This window comes from Deefgea chitinilytica (genome assembly GCF_016881405.1).
Lineage (GTDB): Bacteria > Pseudomonadota > Gammaproteobacteria > Burkholderiales > Chitinibacteraceae > Deefgea > Deefgea chitinilytica.
Genome location: NZ_WOFE01000001.1, coordinates 979057 through 997084 on the forward strand (window position 1 = coordinate 979057; position 18028 = coordinate 997084).

Here is an 18028-nt window from a genome sequence, read left to right on the forward strand (position 1 = left end):
ATTAAAGGCATCAGATCAAACGCAATCATGAAAAGCTAAAAAAGCCATCTAAAGATGGCTTTTTAAACACAATCAACTTTTATTCTCGCCGCCAGCTAGTGCCCTGCGGTGTATCTTCTAGCACAATCCCCGCTGCAGAAAGCTCGTTACGTATACGATCTGACTCCGCCCAATTTTTAGCCGCACGCGCTTCTTTACGAGCAACAATGGCGGACTCAATTTTCTCATTCGTCCACTCACTATCGGTCGTACCTGCTTGTAAATACGCCGATGGATCACGCTGTAATAAACCAAGGATTTTAGCCAAGGCTTTAAGTAGACCACTAGCTTGCGAGCCTTCACTCATTCCAGCGTGCTTATTGGCATACAATGCCAATTCAAACAGCACAGCAACGGCCTCTGTAGTAGAAAAATCATCATCCATAGCCGCTTTAAAACGCGCTGCGTATGGCTCAGCCCAATCAATTTCTACATCAACAGGTGGCACAGACTTCAGCGTTGTATACAAGCGATTTAACGCGTTTTTAGCATCATCCAAATGCACGTCACTGTAATTGAGCGGACTGCGATAATGCGCGCGCAAAATAAAAAACCGCAAAACTTCAGCATCGTATTTCGCTAAAACTTCCCGAATAATGAAAAAATTGCCAAGGCTTTTCGACATTTTTTCATTATCTACATTAATAAAACCATTATGCAGCCAGTAATTTACATACTGCTGGCCATGCGCACCTTCAGATTGGGCGATTTCATTTTCATGATGCGGAAATTGCAAATCTTCACCTCCACCATGAATATCAAAATGCTCTCCTAGATGATGGCAACTCATCGCCGAGCACTCGATATGCCAGCCAGGGCGACCTAGCCCCCAAGGCGAAGGCCACTTCACCTCAGCGGGCTCATCTGCTTTTGCGCTTTTCCAGAGCACAAAATCAGCTGCATCTTGCTTATTAGCATCCACTTCTACCCGCTCACCAGCTCTTTGATCAGCTAAATTTTTACGCGATAATTTGCCGTAACCTTGAAATTGGCGCACAGCATAATACACATCGCCATTTGGAGCTGAATAAGCTAATCCACGATCAAATAACTTGCTAATAATCGACTGCATGCCACCAACATGCTCAGTTGCGCGCGGCTCATGATCGGGACGAATAACCCCTAACGCATCAAAATCCTCATTCATGGCCGCAATAAAACGCTCGGTCAATGCAGAAATTAACTCACCATTTTCAGTCGCACGCTTGATAATCTTGTCGTCAATATCGGTGATATTGCGCACGTAATTCACTTTATAATTTGACTCACGAAACCAACGAGCGATTACATCAAACACCACCACCATCCGCGCATGACCAATATGGCAATAGTCGTACACCGTCATCCCGCAAACATACATATTCACCACACCCGGTGTGATGGGTTTAAATTCCTGCTTTTCGCGGGCGAGGGTATTGTACAAAGTAATCATAAAAAGCTCGTTTCAAAATAAAGTAGTTATTTAGTCAAACCAAATGCTAAAAAATTGGCTCAATATAGCAACCAGACAAGATTGCGCATAAAAATTGTGGCGATGCCGCAGTCGCATCACGAGAGAAGCAGTGCCTTAGGTGTGGTCAATACGGACTATTCCAAGTACTTACGTCCACCATAACCAGTAATTCCTAGCAGCAAACGCACTAAACCATAACACGCCCAAACCAGCCAACGCAAAGCAAAACCGGCATTTTTAATGTGCTCTGGCAGGACTTGAATCGCGTCTTGCTGTAGATGCAGCTGAATATCCTGCCGCAGCTCCCGCGCAAATGGCTCATCCTGCACCAATAAGTTGGCTTCGCGCGCAAGCAACAAACTAAATGGATCAATATTACTAGACCCTACCGTCGCCAAACGACCATCAATCACAGCCACTTTGGCATGCATAAAACCGCTTTTATACTGAAAAATCTCAACCCCAGCCCCCAGCAACTGCTGGTAATAAGCCCAGCTAGCGTATTGCAGCAAAGCGTGGTCTCGCTCATCTTGCAAAAGCAGAATAACATTCACACCGCGCCGGGCAGCTTGCATCAACGCCTGACGAATACGTCGTGCGGGTAAAAAATAGGCATTTGCGATAACCACCTCGCTCTTTGCCGCTTGAATGGCCTCGATATACCACTTTTCTATCGTCCGGCGATTTCGGGCATTATCCCTCACCAGCAAGCGTGCCAATGCATCTCCCACCACACTCGATTGAACATGCAGATGCGACCTAAACAACTGTTTTTTGAGCTGTATCCATGAGGTATAGCGCCACTGCCTTGCTAGCGCTTGCTGAATATCAGCAACCACCGGCCCCACGACTTGCACCGCATAGTCGTAACGCGGAGCTAAACCCTCACCGTCATCATCAGACAGAATATTTATTCCACCAATAAACGCTAGGCGACCATCAAAACACGACAATTTACGATGCAAACGACGAAGCCGTGTTTTTTTAAATGTGAAAGGACTAATTTCTGGTCGAAAGAACAAAAAATGCACACCCGCAGACTGCAATTGCGTCCTTAAATTTTCGGGGAAATTTTTAGCCCCAAAGCCGTCGAGCAACAAACCAACAGTAACACCGCGTTGAGCGGCACGAAGCAGTGCATTAGCAACCGACAAACCCACTTCATCGACTTCAAAAATATAGCTTTCCAAGCGTATTTCATACTTGGCGCACTCAATCGCGCTTAACAATGCGGGAAAAAACTCAGCGCCATTTCGCAAAAGCTGCAGCTGATTCCCTGCTGTCCAATCGGCCCGACGAGTCACTGATTCAACAACCCTGATAAATCACGCGCCATCGTTGCATACAGCGGTGCATGGTCAGACAAATTACGCCACGGTGCGCCCATTAATACTTCAGCCGTTTGAATTTCAAAGCCCCGTGTATAAATTCGGTCGAGCGAGAAAAACGGCAATCGCGCCGGAAAACTCCGCGCATGCGTTCCGTGCAAAGCTTGAAATGCTTCACTCACACCAAGCTCACTGTACAAAACCGCACTCACTTCGCCACGCCAGTCATTAAAATCGCCAGCCAAAACCAATGGAGCATTGCTTGGCACTTGCTCAGCAATCGCCTTCACCATCAATTGCAATTGCTTGCGACGATCTGTCGCACGCAGATTCAGATGCACACAGAACGCATGCAAAGGCTGATCCCAGCTCGGCAAATCCAACTGACAATACAATAAACCGCGCTGCTCAAAGCGATGCAAGGTTAAATCATGGTTACTGCGATGAAGAATCGGAAAGCGTGACAACAAGGCATTGCCGTGATGCCCAAGCTGGTAATGCGCATTACTGCCATAGGCCGAGAACAACATATCGCCAGCCAAATACTCATGCTGCGCGTCACTCGGCCAAGTGGGAATTGTTTTTGCCAACCGAAGATGCGCCCCTTGCACTTCTTGCAAAAAAACCAAATCAGGATCTAATGTTTTCAGCGCCTGCCGCACCCCGTGCAACACAAAATGCTGATTCAGTGGCGACATGCCTTTATGAATATTGTAGGAGGCAATTTTCAGAATTTGACTCATTCTTGGCCTCTATGCATTTTCGCGAATCAATATAAGCATGATGTATATGAATGCATCCATTATTTAACAATGGCTAGGTCAATATACCTAATTAAAACCTCGAGCAATTAATTGAACCTTTTGCTCAGAACTACTGATGCTAGCTCGAATCGACGCCAGCGCGACCTCAACCTGCGCTTGCCCGCACATAAACAAATCAATCGCCGCATAACCATGCTCCGGCCAAGTATGAATACTCATGTGCGATTCCATCAACAGCAACACGCCTGTCACTCCTTGCTGCTCGCCAAAATGGTGAAAATGCGAATTGAGCACCGTCGCCCCCGCTGCATTGGCCGCGGCGAGCAAGCAATCCGCAATTTGTACAGGGTCTGCCAACTGCTGCGCATCACAGCCATACAAATCGGCCAATACATGCTGCCCTGCAGGAGGGAAAATTGGAAGTTGCATTATTTATGTCCACTCCCCGAGTAACCGCCACCCGACGAAGAATAACCACTACTCCAACCACGCGAACTGCCTGATTTTGGCGTGCCGCAGGACGACAAATTAATTAAGCTGCAAATAGTAACAATGGCGATACAGTACCAGCGATATAAACTGCGATTCATTCTTCATCCCCACCCAATTTGAGTGGCAAGCGAATTAGCCAAACCGCCAAACCAGTCCAAAACAAACCCCCAATCACATTTGACCCCAGAAAGGCCAACGGCACATTCAGCACCAGCAAGGCGATGATAAACAACATGGCCAAGTGTTGATTATCACCCGACTCCGTTGTAGCACTCGATGCAGGCGTAATCACGGTCTCTTTACCAAACCATTGCTGGACTAACTGGTTCGGAATTCTTTTTGATTTTGACCAAACGATTTCAGTATTACTTTTTTCTTTACAAAGCCGCTCTCCATTGTGCTCATACTCGGCACAACTCACTTGATCACCCACACTCACTCGCCAATTAAACGCCCCCGCCGCGTAGCTCACTTTGGCGCTGTACAACTCAAAAGGCCGCCGATAACGCACACCATCGAGCACAGCAGACTCACTGCTCCAGCTATCTGGTAAACGATTAAGTACGTTCACCCGGAACCAACCATCATTGGATTCAACCAACCAGAAAAACCCTTGCTGCGCGTTGTACAGTAGATATTCAGTCCAGCTTGAATCTGCATCATGGGTTTCTTCCATTTCAATAAGGCCAATGATTTTCCAATTCACGCCATCGATTGTCGCAGCATCACCCACATCCAGCGTAGCGTGATACAACGCAGCCGCGGTGTGCTTTTCCAGCACCAGCGCCTTATCACCCGAGCAATCCACGCTAGAACCGCAGGCTTTACACACGATCTGAGTGGCCACACCCGCTTGGTATTGCAACGCACTGCCACAACTCGGGCAATCGAGCACCGCGCTCGTGCCTTTCAGCCGCCCGGCACTCGCTAAAATGGTTTCGCCATCGCGCAACAGCTGCAACTGCAAACTACTCAACTCAACCGCTTCACCCACATACAAAGTCGGATTAGGCTTAAACAGTGTGACATCGGAAAAATCCAGAGTCAGAAAGCGATCCCCACTACGACAATCGACCACTTTCGCCTCGTAGCCCTGGCCCAGCGCAAATGGCAACTCGCCTTGCCCACCAACGCATTGCGCTATTCGCACATCAGTCACAACATATACACGGCCGCCGTGCTCATAGCGCATCTCAGGCTCGAAAGTATCAAATGCCTGCTGGCTTGTTGCCGTCCTGGTTTCTGGCAACGGCAGCGTAAACATATACTGCCCCGATGTATCGGCCAACCAGCCTTGTTTTCCATCGTCAAACGAGACATACCACTCATTCCACAAGCCAGCCTCATAACGCAACTGGATACGGCCAATCACCGTAAACGCGCGGCCGGAAAACACACCCGACGTGCCGATCTGGATTGGCGAATAGTCTTCCAGCACCTTGCCGATTTTGCCAAAGTCTTTCACCTCATCGGCATTACGCAACACGGTGGACTGGCAATACTCGCAAACAGCAAGCGCCGAAATGGTCGAACGAAATAAAACCTCAGCGCCACATGAGGGACAGGCGGTACGGAACATTAAAGACTTTCCCAGCTAGGTAATTGTTTTTTGCGAGCCTGAAAATAAGAAAGTCCAGCCATAGCACACCCGAAAAACAGTCCGCCTAAAGCACATAGGCCAACAGCACGTTCGAACGGAATTCCCTGTGATTTCCAAATCGTGAACCACATAAAAAAACCGTACACCCCACCCCATTGCACACCAAAAAAAACTGCGTTCGAGATAAATGAAGCAAACAACGGAGGTCTCTTTTTCAAACCCAGAGCCCACAAAGCCTTTAATTGCCAAGGCCAGCGTGCATTTTTGAATATGCTTTTCTCCACCAATATGGTCAGCGCTATAGCTTTTTTTCGCTCAAACTCTGCATTTTGCGCCCTCATCACCCTCTCCCCGGCTGCCATTCTTCATGTTCAGCCAAATTTTCATACGCCAACCACGGTTTGCGATGCGACGTCCAGATATGCATCGCTGGGCGAATTTCTGGGTCGGTTTGCAAAGTACCGACGCGCACGATCAAATTTTCTTGCCCCGCTTTTTCGCCATACAAATGCGTGCCACACTCACCGCAAAAATAGCGTGACTTCCCCGCTGAAGATTCAAAAAACTTGAGCTTATCTTGCCCCACAACTACGCGAAAATCCTCACGCTTTGCCCCCGCCACGCTATTAAACGGCGTACCGAGCACGCGGCGGCAGGTATCGCAATTACAGTGAATCACTGGCGTAAAAAACTCGTCAACCTCATATTGCACCTGACCACAGGCGCAGGCACCTTGAAAACTCATTGCCAATCCTTGATTAACCAATCAGTTTTTTCAACACTTCAGCTTTGGCAGCATCATAATCTGCTACTGAAATCAGTCCTTGATCAAGCAGACCTTTCAGTTGACCAAGCTTGGCCTGCGGGCTGTTTGGATCAACAGATGCGGCTTGCGATACAGGCGCGTTTGCCGCAGGTATTGCCTGCTGGCCAGCATTCGCAAATAACCCTACACCCATACCGCCATCAGTCGCAACACCTACACCCATTCCAACTTGCGGCGCGGCTTGTACGTTTGGATTAAGCGCATTTCCCATCGCATTGGCCATCATTTGCCCCATACCAATCCCCGCCGCCATACTTGCGCCGACTCCCGCCATACCGCCTTCGTTTTGCGCCGCGAGAGGAATAGCCTGCGCAGCTTGGTACTGAGTGAATTTGCCCATATCGCCGATCATGCCCATCGAAATCCGCGTATCGATGGCTTTTTGCAGCTCTTCGGGCAGAGATATATTCTCAACAGCGAAGTTGTCCAACTCCAAACCATACTTGGCAAACACAGGCACCAGCGCTTCGCTGATTTTTTGCCCCATCAAGCCTTGATTACCTGCCATATCCAGAAACGGCACGCCTGCACCACCCAATGCGCTCGTCATCGTTGAGATGACTAAATTACGCAATTGCAGCTCTAAATCGTCGCGCGTATACACTTCACGCGTACCGCTAATTTCGGTAAAAAATAATTTGGGATCGACCAGTTTGTACGAATACACACCGAACGCGCGCATCCGCACCATACCGAAATCGGTATCACGAATCGTAATCGGCTGCGGGGTACCCCATTTACGGCCAAGCTGCAGGCGGGTGCTAAAGAAATACACGTCCGATTTAAACGGCGATTCAAACAGCTTGTCCCAGTTTTTCAGATAAGTCAGTACCGGCAGCGTTTGCGTGGTGAGTTTGTACATGCCCGCACCGAATACGTCGGCGACTTGGCCTTCATTCAAAAACAGCGCCATTTGCGATTCACGCACCGTCAGGCTGCCGCCGTATTGAATTTCAAAATCAGCCATCGGATAGCGATAAGCCAACACACCGTCGCTGTCTTCATTCCACTGCAGAATGTCGATAAATTGCTTTTTAATAAATGAACCGAGACTCATGATGAACTCCATCTGCAAGGCAGAAAAAATCAAACAATCAAAACAAACCGTTTAAAACATCCAAAATCACATCGATTCCAAACTCTAGACTCTCTAAACCCCATTCGAGCACTTCTTCTAGCAAATTGGACTGTCTACTTTCTTTATCGTGCTGATCCATTGCTGCCTCCGCACTTTTTGATTAAGACAAACACCCCGCATTAATCACGCCGACCGCCAAGGAAACACTGCCCGCCAACGCACCGACGGCGACGTTGTTTTCCATAATCTCCTGCGGCATTTCTTTGATACAGCGCGTTAAACACACATAAACCACGATCTGTATCAGCCCCGCCAATGCGCCCCAGATAATGAAATATTCCAAACGATTTACGTGCAAGGCACTCGAGGCCAGCGCCAATGAGAAACCAATCAACGCACCGCCAAACGACAAGGCTGCCGCGGTGCAACCATCACGCACCAAGGCCAATTCATCGTAAGGCGTGACTTTGATATACAACACAGCAAACACAATCAGCATCGCGATACCGCAAGCGAGGTAGCTCAAATACGCAATCAAAGGCGGCAAATAAGTGGCTAACATCATTCATTCCTTACTCTGCTCAGGCATAATGCTGTCATTCTGACTTATATCGAACGAAATATCCATGCGAGATAAACTGCTAATCCTTTCGGTTTTTGTTGTAGCTAGCTGCGGACTCGCTTACGAATTGATTGCTGCGGCACTCGCCAGCTACTTGATGGGCGACTCCATCCTGCAGTTTTCTTCGATCATTGGTTGTTATCTTTTTGCAATGGGGATTGGTTCACATTGCTCGAAATACGTCAAAGAAGAACGTACGCTTGATACCTTCATCGAAATCGAGTTGCTGGTCGGCCTGATTGGCGGCTTATCAGCCACGCTATTGTTTGTCGTATTCGCATGGGCCAGCGCACCGTTCCGTTCGGTGCTGTATGCACTCGTATTTATCACCGGTTTTTTTGTTGGGATGGAGATTCCCTTGGTGATGCGCGTCTTAAACCAACGTAAGACTGCTTTTAACGACATTGTGAGCCGCGTTTTAACCTTTGATTACATGGGCGCACTCGCCGTGTCGCTGCTGTTTCCGCTGGTGCTGGCGCCACATTTAGGCTTAGCGCGCTCCGCCATCTTGTTTGGTCTAATCAATGTCGGTATTGCACTGATGACCACGCAAATTTTTCGCCAGCACCTCGCGTCACCGACGACGCAACTGATGCGCGGCGGCGTAGCGGTCATGGTTTTAATCGGCGCGATGTTCACCTCTGAGCACCTGACCCGCTGGAGTGAAAAAACACTGTACGGTGATGAGATCATCCATGCGCAAACCACGCCGTATCAGCGTCTATTGATTACGCAATGGAAGAACGACACACGGCTGTATATCAACGGCAATTTACAATTTTCCAGCCGCGATGAATATCGCTACCACGAAGCCCTTGTCCACCCTGTTTTAGAAAAACTACCCCATGCGCGGCGCGTGCTAGTGCTAGGTGGCGGCGATGGTTTGGCGGTACGCGAAATATTGAAATACCCCAATATCGAACAGATCACCCTGGTCGACCTTGACCCTGCGATGACCGACTTATTTACCCACAACGCCAAACTCACTGGATTTAATCAAAACTCACTGAGCAACCCCAAAGTCAAAGTCATTAACGCTGATGCCGGGCAATGGCTAGAAAGCGAACAAGGCATGTTTGACGCGATTATCATTGATTTTCCTGACCCATCTAATTTTGCACTCGGTAAACTGTATTCGGTGCCGATGTATCGTTTAGTGATGAAACACTTAAGTGAAAATGGCCTGATGGTAGTGCAATCGACCTCACCACTGCATGCACCCTACTCGTATTGGTGTATAAATGCTACTTTACAAAGCGTAGGGCTCCATACCCACCCTTATCACGCTTTTGTACCGTCTTTTGGGGAATGGGGTTTTATCCTTGCCAGCAAAAAAACCGGCTATGCGCCACCGACGAGTTATCGCGTGCCGATGAAATTTCTCGATGCTGAAACCACTCGGCAAATGTTCTTTTTTCCGCCCGACATGCAGCCGGTCAAAGTTGAAGTTAACCAACTGAACAATCAATCTCTGGTCAATTATTTCGAGCAAGACTGGGCGAAGGTAATTCGCTGATGTGGTCACTGAATCGCAGACAATTTTTACAAAGCAGCGCTGCACTTGGCCTAGCCGCAGCGCTGCCCGCTTGTACAAAAATTACGTCTTGGGGCTTACCTATTACGGTGTATCTACCGGGAATGGATGCGGGTCATAGCCTACGTGGCAATACCCACTCAATTACGCCAAGCAGTGAACAACGCGTCAAAGTCGCCATTTTGGGGGCTGGCGCGGCAGGACTCTTTGCTGCGTGGCGTTTAGCAAAAAGTGGCTTTACTGATTTTTCCTTGATCGAAGGGCCGGAATTTGGCGGCAATTGCGCCGCTGGCCAATTCACACCACAAGCCGATTTGCTTTCAAGACTACGCCGTAGCCCAATAGACCATACAAAAGTTAATTATCCGCGTGGCGCGCACTACCTACCGTTACCGTCGATGGAATCAACCCACATCCGCGAACTCTTGCTCGACATGGGCGTGATTGAGGCCAACCCATTTAGCCCAACGCCGACTTTTGATGAGCGAGTGCTAGTGCACGCCCCCGAAGACCGTTTATTGATTCACGGTCAATGGCAAGAAGGACTCATCCCACAGCACGGCGTTCCCGCCGCAGAAATCGCCGAACAAAAACGCTTTTTTCAATACATAGAACACATCAAACAACACATCGGCAACGATGGCAAACGTCCATTTTGCGTGCCGCTAGCCCAATCAAGCCAAGATCCGGCCTGGCGCGCACTCGATCAAATCAGTTTTGCCGAATGGCTCAAACGCAATCATTACACCGCACCTAGTTTGCTATGGTATTTGGACTACGCTTGCCGTGATGATTACGGCATCAATCTAGCGCAAACCTCGGCATGGGCAGGACTGCATTATTTTTCAAGTCGCGGTGGGCAAGCCAACAACGCACACGAAGCGGCCGTGCTAACGTGGCCTGATGGTCTCAATCCACTGATTCGACATATGGCGAGCAAACTAAATGCCTCGCAACGCCTGCACGGCATGGCAACTCGGGTGCACGAGCAAGGTAACACCGTCGCCGTCGATGTAGTCGATAGTAAAAATAAAACCGCCAGCCGCCTGATAGCCGATCACGTCATCTGTGCGATGCCATTGCACGTTGCGGCACACGTCGTCACTCATATCAAGTCCTTAGGTTTCGATCTCAAACAACACGGTGCACACCACGCGCCGTGGCAAGTCAGCAATTTCCTTATCCATCGATTTCCCGACGAGCCCGACCATCACCCACTGGCCTGGGACAATGTCATCTACGGCAGTGACAGCTTAGGGTTCGTCAATAGTACACATCAATTGATTCGCACCGCCAAGCCGCAGCACAGCGTCATGACAGCCTATCATGCCTACGCAGGCGAACACCCCAAGCAAGTGCGACAGCGACTGCAACAGGCAACGGGAGACGAGCTATACGCGATTGCAGCGCAAGATTTAGACGCAGCCTATGGTTGGGGCAATCGATTCAAAGCACAGCAATATGTGCAGCAAGTGGAAATCACATTGCGTGGTCACGCCATGAGCAGCCCTACCCCCGGCTTTTTGACCAACGCAGGCATTCAAAATCTGATTCAACAAAACAGCCGAATCCAATTCGCGCACAGCGATTTAAGTGGTTTGTCGATTTTTGAAGAGGCAGCTTGGTGGGGCGATGTGGCCGCGCGGCGAGTGCTACAAAAATTAGAAATCTAGTCCACGAACAACACGAAAGACACGGAAAAAGACCCGACAGCTGAGTGATTTTCCACGCTCTTACTCTACTGTGACCACCAGAGCAAAGTATTAAGAAAAACGCGCATATTACCCAAAGCTTTTAACTTTAAATTTTCGTGCTTTTCGTGTCTTTCGTGGACTCTAGCCTTTGAATTTTCCAGCAAGTTGTCGCAAAGCATCGGCATTCGACGGTGAAAACACTTTCGTCACCGCTTCATCGATGCTGGCCCAGCAATACTGCGTGTGTTCGCGCGGTGCAATCGTGATAACGCTATTGGCAGGCACTTGGACACTAAACACGTGCTCGGTGTTGTGCGTAACACCCGGCGCATAACGATGCCGCCAGCGTTCGAAAATCTCAAAATCAGAGGAATACTGCCAATCGACAATTTGCGCAGCGCTCACCACCAAACCGGTTTCTTCAAACAATTCTCGGCGAGCGGTATCAATCAGTGTTTCTCCCGCTTCGCAACTGCCAGTTACCGACTGCCAAGCACCTGCAAAATCACAGCGCTCCAGCAATAGAACTTGCAAATCGGGCGTATGAATGACGAGTAATATTGAAATAGGCTGTTTATAGGGCATGGCGCATTATACAATTGCAAGTCCAAGCCGCCAGCTCTTCTTGACGTGAATTCGATGTTTGACGCCCTAGAACTCAAAAAACAGTTCCCCATTTTCAGTAATCATCCTGATCTGACTTATCTGGATAACGCCGCCACGATGCAAAAACCGCGCTGCGTACTCGATGCGGAGCGATTTTTTTACGAAAATCATAACGCCAATGTCCATCGCGGCGCGCATCGTTTAGCCTCCGCAGCCACCGACGCATATGAAGGCGCACGGCAAATTGTTGCGAATTTTATTAATGCACCAAGTCACGAAGAAATCATTTTCACGCGAGGCACCACCGAAGCCATCAATTTAGTCGCCAATACTTGGGGCAGCACACTGAGCGCCGGCGATGAAATCATTCTGTCGGCGCTGGAACACCATGCCAATATCGTGCCGTGGCAAATGCTGGCGCAGCGAACTGGCGCGGTGTTGAAAATCATTCAACTCGATCAATACGGCACTGTCGATTTAGAGCATTTTTCCAGTTTACTTTCGGACAAGACCAAGCTGGTTGCGATCAGCCATGTGTCTAATGCGATTGGTAGCATTCAGCCGATTGCATGGATGTGTAATGCAGCACATCACGCAGGCGCAAAAGTGCTGGTCGATGGCGCGCAAGCGGTGGCTCATCTGGAAATCGACGTACAAGCACTTGGCATAGATTTTTATGTCTTTTCCGGTCATAAGGCGTATGCACCGACGGGCATTGGTGTACTTTGGGTAGAGAATAATACGCTTCAGAAAATGCCACCATGGCAAGGTGGTGGCGAGATGATTGCTTCGGTTTCGTTTAGCGGCAGCACTTACGCCGCGGCACCGTATCGCTTTGAAGCGGGCACACCTGCGATTGCACAAGCCGTCGGCTTGGGCGCTGCACTCACTTGGCTGAGTGGCCTTGATCGCTCCGCGCTTCTCGCGCACGAGCATCAATTACGGCAACAACTGGAAACGGGATTGGCTCAGATTGCCGGCATCACCATCCACGGCCAAAGCCCGAACAAAGCTGCGTTGACGTCGATGACATTTACCACCGCACATCCATACGACGTGGCACAATTTCTAGATCACAGGGGTATTGCCGTACGAGTAGGACACCACTGTGCTCAGCCACTATTACATACCCTAGGTATCTCAGGCACTTTGCGTGCTTCATTTGCTGCCTACAATACGAGCCAAGACGTTGAATACTTTTTGGCGGTTCTTACCGATACGCTTGAAATACTGAGTTAAATTATGATTCTGCCCACTCACCCCTTTGGCACTGAAATCAGCCTAAATAATTTGAGCGAGCGACTTTCGCACGCACAAGGCTGGGAGGCAAAGAACCGACTTTTAGTCCAACTAGCGCGTGAACTGCCTGAGTTCCCGATTGAAATGCGGGATGACGCACACCGCATCAGTGGTTGCGAAAGCCAAGTCTGGCTCTGGCTATACAAAAATGACGTGCAGATTCAGATCGCGGCCGACGGCGACTCCAAAATCATCAAGGGCTTATTAGCACTCGTCTTGGCGGCCTATCACGGCAAAACCGCTGAAGAAATCAGCCAATTTGACTTTACCGCATGGCTCAACGAGCTTGGCTTGCAGCGATTTTTATCTGCGAGCCGCGGCAATGGTCTTAAAGCAATTGTGAACCACATCAAAAACCAAGCCAATTTGTAAGCCGATTGCGGTTTTCTCGCATTGACCGAGTGAATGACGGTGGCGCATTCTGACTGACATCCACTCAGTCAACCGGAGTTCTTTATGTTCAAAAAACTAGCCCTCAGCCTTGCAATTGGTTTTATTTCTTGCTCGGCAATGGCAGAGAAAACCTACACTGCAGCAACCGACGCAACCTTCGCGCCGTTTGAGTCCCTCAACAAGAACAAAGAAATTGTTGGTTTTGACGCCGATATCATCAACGCGATTGCCAAAAAACAAGGCTTCAAAATTAAATTGCACAACACACCATGGGAAGGCTTATTTGCTAGTCTCAATAATGGCGAGCGCGATATTGTTATTGCGGCGGTCACCATCACACCTGAGCGCCAAAAAAGCATGGATTTTTCTGCGCCTTATTTCGATGCCAAGCAACTGATCGTAGTAAAAGAAGGCAGCCCTGTTAAACAGCTTAGCGACTTGAAAGGCAAGAAAATCGGCGTACAAAACGGCACGACCGGCGACACCGTCGTTCAAAAACAATTTGGCAAAACCAGCCCCGACATTCGCCGCTTCGAGAACATTACTCTTGCACTAGCAGAGCTAGCCAATAGCGGCGTCAGTGCGGTTGTTGCCGACAATGCGGTAGTCAAAAATTATTTAATTAACAATCCTGGGCAAAAATTTCGCCTGATTGACGACTCAAGCTTTGCGGTCGAGCAATACGGAATTGCAGTGCGCAAAGGCAATAAAAAGCTCTTAGACGAGATCAACGCCGGCCTTGCGGGCATCAAAGCCGATGGTAGCTATCAAAAAATCCACACCCAGTACTTTGGCAACAAATAAAACCAGAAAAATACGGCGATTTCGCCGTATTTTTTTTGCTATCGCCTACACTGAGCTTATTCCCAGAACAAAGTCTGATTACTATGTTGCGCGACATCCCTCCCGCCGAATCTGAGTCAATCTTTAAAAGCATGGTGATTCCGACTCGCCCTGATGTTTTAACCGCAATTAAAACCGCCCAAGAGGCGGACGACCCCGACTTTGATGAAATCGCCCGCCTAATTAATAGCGACCTCACTTTATCTGCAACCATGCTCAAAACGGTTAACTCACCGTTCTATCAGCTCAACAAGCGGGTCAACTCAGTCGACGAAGCCTTAAAATTGCTAGGCTTGCGCAATATCTGCAATATCACTGAAGGCGTGGTACTACGACAAGTATTAAGTGGCGACAACCGCCAAATGGATTATTTCTGGGATAGCGCTAACCGCATGGCAATGATCGCCGCGGCACTGAGCGAAAACGTGCATGGCATAGACAGCGCCGAAGCCTACACCTTTGGTTTATTTCATAATTGTGGGCAAGTACTCATGTCTGGGCGTTTCCCAAACTATATGGAAACCTTAGAGCGTGGCGAGCGGATGTCGCGACAAGAATTTATCGAGCTGGAAAATCGGCGCCATCAAACGAGCCATAATGTAGTTGGCTATTTGCTGGCGCGTACCTGGTACCTGCCCGAAGACGCTCAATTGGCAATTTTAAATCACCATGATTACAGCTTATTTGAGCATGGAGAAGAAGCAGAGTGGCATCACATCTGCACGCTCATCGCGATTGCCAGCCTGGCCGAGCACATTTTAAAAATGAATATCAAACAGTTTGAGCACATTGAATGGCGCAGCATTGAACCGGTTTTACTCAATCATCTCGCATTCAAACTCGAAGAATTTGAAGACATTGTCGATCACATCGGGCTATTGCTTTAATTTCTGCCGCCATGCGCTTGCGATCAAGACACCCTTCTACCACTTACGACACAGCAATAGTAAGCAAGCCAAGCAGCACAAGATTTTTCCTTAATATCAATTGTCACCATAGCCATCTGCAACCGCTTGATTTAATTGGCGGCGCCATTTTTTAGTTGGCCGCCCTTTAATATCAGGATGATCAAACTTGGGCTGCATTTTTTGTGCAAATAAATCCCGCTCTCGGCGCATAACACTTTCTGCCGTTTCCTGATACAAATTTTTTGCTACTTCGGCAGAGCCACGCTGACCCGCCAACTGCAAGACTTGCACCTCAAATAAGCCATGGGGCGTTTGAATTTTAAGCACATCCCCCACTTTAGGTGCACTAGCGCATTTTGCCCGTTGCCCGTGATGATGAACATGCCCAGCATCGATGGCTTTGGCCGCACAAGAACGGGTTTTAAAAAATCGCGCAGCCCAAAGCCATTTATCTAAGCGCACTTTATCTTGCATATATGCGACGCATTCCACTGTTAAAATGGCATTCTACGACGATCAGACCTGCCGAGTATGGATAAAAACACCACACAACAACTTAAAAAACTACGCAAGCAGCTACGTGAAGCACAGCAGGAGCAGCGCTTTAAGGCCATTGTTGCCGAAAAGCCGGCCGAGCCAGATCCACATGCTCTATTTCTGGCAGCTATGAAAGATGTTGTACCGCTCAAAACTACAGCAAAATTCAACCATCCGCCTACTTCACCCAGCCCCTGGCCCAAAGGAATGCGGGTCGAAAGCCCTATCATCAATCACGCAATGAGCGATTTTTGGCCTTGGGATGAACTAGAAGCGGGTGAGCAATTAATGCATATGAAGCCCGGCCAGAAACTCGATACACTACGCAAACTGAAACGTGGTGACTGGCAAGCTGAAGCTGAGCTTGATTTGCACGGTGAAAACGTTGATTCGGCCCGCGCACAAGTCGCGCAATTTTTATACCATTGCCAACAACGTCAATTTCGCTGTGTCCGGATTATCCATGGCAAAGGATTAAGCTCAGCATCGGGTATCCCGGTATTGAAACTCAAATTAAAAAACTGGTTAGCGCAAATGCCCGAAGTCCTTGCGTTTGCCCAAGCCAATCCATTCCAAGGCTGCGGCGGCGCAGTATTGGTGCTTCTTAAGTCAGCAAAACCATGAAACTTTTACCTACCCAATCTAAACGCATCCTACTTACCCTGTTTTGGCTTTGGACACTGGGCATCTGGATTGGCTCCTTAATGCCAATGAGCGGCCCCAGCATAGAAAACGGCGACAAAATTCAGCATTTTATTGGCTACGGAGTATTGGCCTTGCTTGCACAACTGATTTGGCACCAACCTCGCAAAATCTGGTTAGGCGCAACACTGATGGGGGTTGCCGTTGAATTTGCTCAAGCACTCACGCCGTATCGCAGTTTCGATACGCACGATATGCTCGCCAATAGTATTGGCGCAGTCTTTGGTTTATTACTCGCCTGCGCATGGCTGAAGCGACAATAAGTCAAAATGCACGCTCAAGATTTTAAAACCGATTTGCCAACCAGCCTATGGATTGAGTGAGCATTAATTATAAGTATGTATAGCCAGATAGACCTTATTAAACAAAGTACAGAAGAATATACCCATGCTAGAAAACCTTAGCCAACAATTTCCTTTTTTACTTGATCGCGGCTTATTGCGAGATTTGGCACTAAGCATTTTACTCATTATCGCGATGCTGACTTTACGCGCGGGAATGCGTAAAGCCATTTTGCTCCGCGAAGATTTCAGCCTAGAAACCAAGCGACGCTGGTTAGTAACGCTGCGCAACAGCATATTAATTACAACTGTACTGGGCGCGGTACTGATTTGGGGGCAAGAAATTCAAACCTTTGCGGTTTCTTTGGTCGCAGTGGCCGCCGCTTTCGTTTTGGCCACCAAAGAAGTAATTCTGTGTATGCTCGGATCAATTTACCGCACCAGCACTCGCCTGTATGAGCTTGGAGATCGAATTGAAATCGCGGGCATTAAAGGTCAAGTCATTGATGTGAATTTAATATCAACCACATTAATTGAATCCAGTCGCGCTGAACACCACAAAGGCACGGTTGGCCGAGGCATCAAAATCCCCAATTCAATGCTATTTACCAACCCAGTTTACAATGAAACCATGATGGGGCATTTTGCAATTCAAACCATCCACATCCACATTGAGCGTGATGCCGATTGGGAGCTTGCCGAAACAATTCTCCTTGAATGTGGCCGCGAGACGATTGCGGAGTACTGCAAGGAGTTGGTTAGCCACGCCAAAGAAATTGCCAGTGACTACATTATTGATACGCCGCTGCAAGAACCGCGCGTGCGGATTATTCTGGACGATATTGATAGCATCGCCTTGCAACTGCAACTGCCCGCGCCGTTGGGCTTGCGCGCCAAAATAGAGCAACGTATCTTACGACAATTTTTGCGTGAATTTAAGCAGCGCCAGGCCAATCAACACGACATTGACCAGTAATACCGGTGTTTAACAGTCTAGTCATAGGTGAATCCGTTACCGCAAATACACTA

22 protein-coding genes are annotated in these 18028 nt (G+C 48.6%); 9 read left to right on the top strand and 13 right to left on the bottom strand.

Annotated features, from left to right (window positions below; all coding sequences use genetic code 11):
• Window positions 1-79: 79 nt before the first annotated feature.
• From cysS to GM173_RS04445, 11 genes are all read right to left on the bottom strand, one after another.
• Complete coding sequence (cysS, locus tag GM173_RS04400) at window positions 80-1471, bottom strand: cysteine--tRNA ligase (RefSeq protein WP_203570094.1); 1392 nt, start codon at window positions 1469-1471, stop codon at window positions 80-82.
• A 155-nt stretch (window positions 1472-1626) separates the two neighbouring features.
• Window positions 1627-2796 (bottom strand): cardiolipin synthase ClsB, encoded by a 1170-nt coding sequence (gene clsB / locus GM173_RS04405; RefSeq protein WP_203570095.1) that lies wholly within the window; start codon window positions 2794-2796, stop codon window positions 1627-1629.
• On the bottom strand, window positions 2793-3563 hold the full coding sequence (locus GM173_RS04410) for an endonuclease/exonuclease/phosphatase family protein (RefSeq protein WP_203570096.1): 771 nt from the start codon (window positions 3561-3563) through the stop codon (window positions 2793-2795). Before GM173_RS04410 ends, clsB begins: the two co-directional genes overlap by 4 nt.
• 87 nt (window positions 3564-3650) lie before the next feature.
• Window positions 3651-4013 (bottom strand): adenosylmethionine decarboxylase, encoded by a 363-nt coding sequence (gene speD / locus GM173_RS04415; protein ID WP_203570097.1) that lies wholly within the window; start codon window positions 4011-4013, stop codon window positions 3651-3653.
• Window positions 4013-4174: a hypothetical protein gene (locus GM173_RS04420; RefSeq protein ID WP_203570098.1), complete on the bottom strand. Its 162-nt coding sequence runs from the start codon at window positions 4172-4174 to the stop codon at window positions 4013-4015. Before GM173_RS04420 ends, speD begins: the two co-directional genes overlap by 1 nt.
• Window positions 4171-5655: a DUF4178 domain-containing protein gene (locus GM173_RS04425; protein WP_203570099.1), complete on the bottom strand. Its 1485-nt coding sequence runs from the start codon at window positions 5653-5655 to the stop codon at window positions 4171-4173. Before GM173_RS04425 ends, GM173_RS04420 begins: the two co-directional genes overlap by 4 nt.
• Window positions 5655-6017, bottom strand: a complete 363-nt coding sequence (locus GM173_RS04430) for a DUF6404 family protein (protein WP_203570100.1) — start codon at window positions 6015-6017, stop codon at window positions 5655-5657. The genes GM173_RS04425 and GM173_RS04430 overlap by 1 nt, the downstream gene beginning before the upstream one ends.
• On the bottom strand, window positions 6017-6421 hold the full coding sequence (locus GM173_RS04435) for a GFA family protein (RefSeq protein ID WP_203570101.1): 405 nt from the start codon (window positions 6419-6421) through the stop codon (window positions 6017-6019). The genes GM173_RS04430 and GM173_RS04435 overlap by 1 nt, the downstream gene beginning before the upstream one ends.
• 13 nt (window positions 6422-6434) lie before the next feature.
• Window positions 6435-7559 (bottom strand): SPFH domain-containing protein, encoded by a 1125-nt coding sequence (locus GM173_RS04440; RefSeq protein ID WP_203570102.1) that lies wholly within the window; start codon window positions 7557-7559, stop codon window positions 6435-6437.
• Window positions 7560-7596: 37 nt separating this feature from the next.
• On the bottom strand, window positions 7597-7719 hold the full coding sequence (locus tag GM173_RS16170) for a hypothetical protein (RefSeq protein ID WP_275412321.1): 123 nt from the start codon (window positions 7717-7719) through the stop codon (window positions 7597-7599).
• 21 nt (window positions 7720-7740) lie between these two features.
• Window positions 7741-8142, bottom strand: a complete 402-nt coding sequence (locus tag GM173_RS04445) for a DUF350 domain-containing protein (RefSeq protein ID WP_203570103.1) — start codon at window positions 8140-8142, stop codon at window positions 7741-7743.
• Between the two features lie 64 nt (window positions 8143-8206).
• Between GM173_RS04445 and GM173_RS04450 the strand changes: the two genes are divergently transcribed.
• Both GM173_RS04450 and GM173_RS04455 read left to right on the top strand, forming a co-directional pair.
• On the top strand, window positions 8207-9718 hold the full coding sequence (locus tag GM173_RS04450; protein ID WP_203570104.1) for a polyamine aminopropyltransferase: 1512 nt from the start codon (window positions 8207-8209) through the stop codon (window positions 9716-9718).
• Window positions 9718-11409 (top strand): FAD-dependent oxidoreductase, encoded by a 1692-nt coding sequence (locus tag GM173_RS04455; protein ID WP_203570105.1) that lies wholly within the window; start codon window positions 9718-9720, stop codon window positions 11407-11409. Before GM173_RS04450 ends, GM173_RS04455 begins: the two co-directional genes overlap by 1 nt.
• Window positions 11410-11571: 162 nt before the next feature.
• Here the strand turns inward: GM173_RS04455 and nudB are convergent, their stop codons facing one another.
• Window positions 11572-12015, bottom strand: a complete 444-nt coding sequence (gene nudB / locus GM173_RS04460) for a dihydroneopterin triphosphate diphosphatase (protein ID WP_203570106.1) — start codon at window positions 12013-12015, stop codon at window positions 11572-11574.
• 54 nt (window positions 12016-12069) lie between these two features.
• Between nudB and GM173_RS04465 the strand changes: the two genes are divergently transcribed.
• From GM173_RS04465 to GM173_RS04480, 4 genes are all read left to right on the top strand, one after another.
• Window positions 12070-13275 (top strand): cysteine desulfurase, encoded by a 1206-nt coding sequence (locus GM173_RS04465; protein WP_203570107.1) that lies wholly within the window; start codon window positions 12070-12072, stop codon window positions 13273-13275.
• Window positions 13276-13278: 3 nt separating this feature from the next.
• Window positions 13279-13707 carry a SufE family protein gene (locus GM173_RS04470; protein ID WP_203570108.1) on the top strand — a complete coding sequence of 143 codons (429 nt, stop codon included), beginning with the start codon at window positions 13279-13281 and terminating at the stop codon, window positions 13705-13707.
• Between the two features lie 84 nt (window positions 13708-13791).
• A complete protein-coding gene (locus GM173_RS04475; RefSeq protein ID WP_203570109.1) occupies window positions 13792-14532 on the top strand; it encodes a basic amino acid ABC transporter substrate-binding protein in 741 nt (246 codons plus the stop codon).
• Window positions 14533-14615: 83 nt separating this feature from the next.
• A complete protein-coding gene (locus tag GM173_RS04480) occupies window positions 14616-15458 on the top strand; it encodes an HDOD domain-containing protein (RefSeq protein WP_203570110.1) in 843 nt (280 codons plus the stop codon).
• A 96-nt stretch (window positions 15459-15554) separates the two neighbouring features.
• On the opposite strand, the gene GM173_RS04485 is transcribed toward GM173_RS04480, so the two are convergent.
• Complete coding sequence (locus GM173_RS04485; RefSeq protein WP_203570111.1) at window positions 15555-15953, bottom strand: RNA-binding S4 domain-containing protein; 399 nt, start codon at window positions 15951-15953, stop codon at window positions 15555-15557.
• 57 nt (window positions 15954-16010) lie between these two features.
• Here GM173_RS04485 and GM173_RS04490 point away from each other — a divergent pair, with 57 nt between their 5' ends.
• The 3 genes from GM173_RS04490 to GM173_RS04500 all read left to right on the top strand — a co-directional run bounded on the left by GM173_RS04490 (window position 16011) and on the right by GM173_RS04500 (window position 17975).
• Entirely contained in the window at window positions 16011-16640 is a 630-nt protein-coding gene (locus tag GM173_RS04490; RefSeq protein WP_203570112.1) for a Smr/MutS family protein, read from the top strand.
• Window positions 16637-16981: a VanZ family protein gene (locus GM173_RS04495; protein WP_203570113.1), complete on the top strand. Its 345-nt coding sequence runs from the start codon at window positions 16637-16639 to the stop codon at window positions 16979-16981. Before GM173_RS04490 ends, GM173_RS04495 begins: the two co-directional genes overlap by 4 nt.
• Before the next feature lie 124 nt (window positions 16982-17105).
• Window positions 17106-17975, top strand: a complete 870-nt coding sequence (locus tag GM173_RS04500) for a mechanosensitive ion channel domain-containing protein (RefSeq protein ID WP_203570114.1) — start codon at window positions 17106-17108, stop codon at window positions 17973-17975.
• Window positions 17976-18028: the final 53 nt, after the last annotated feature.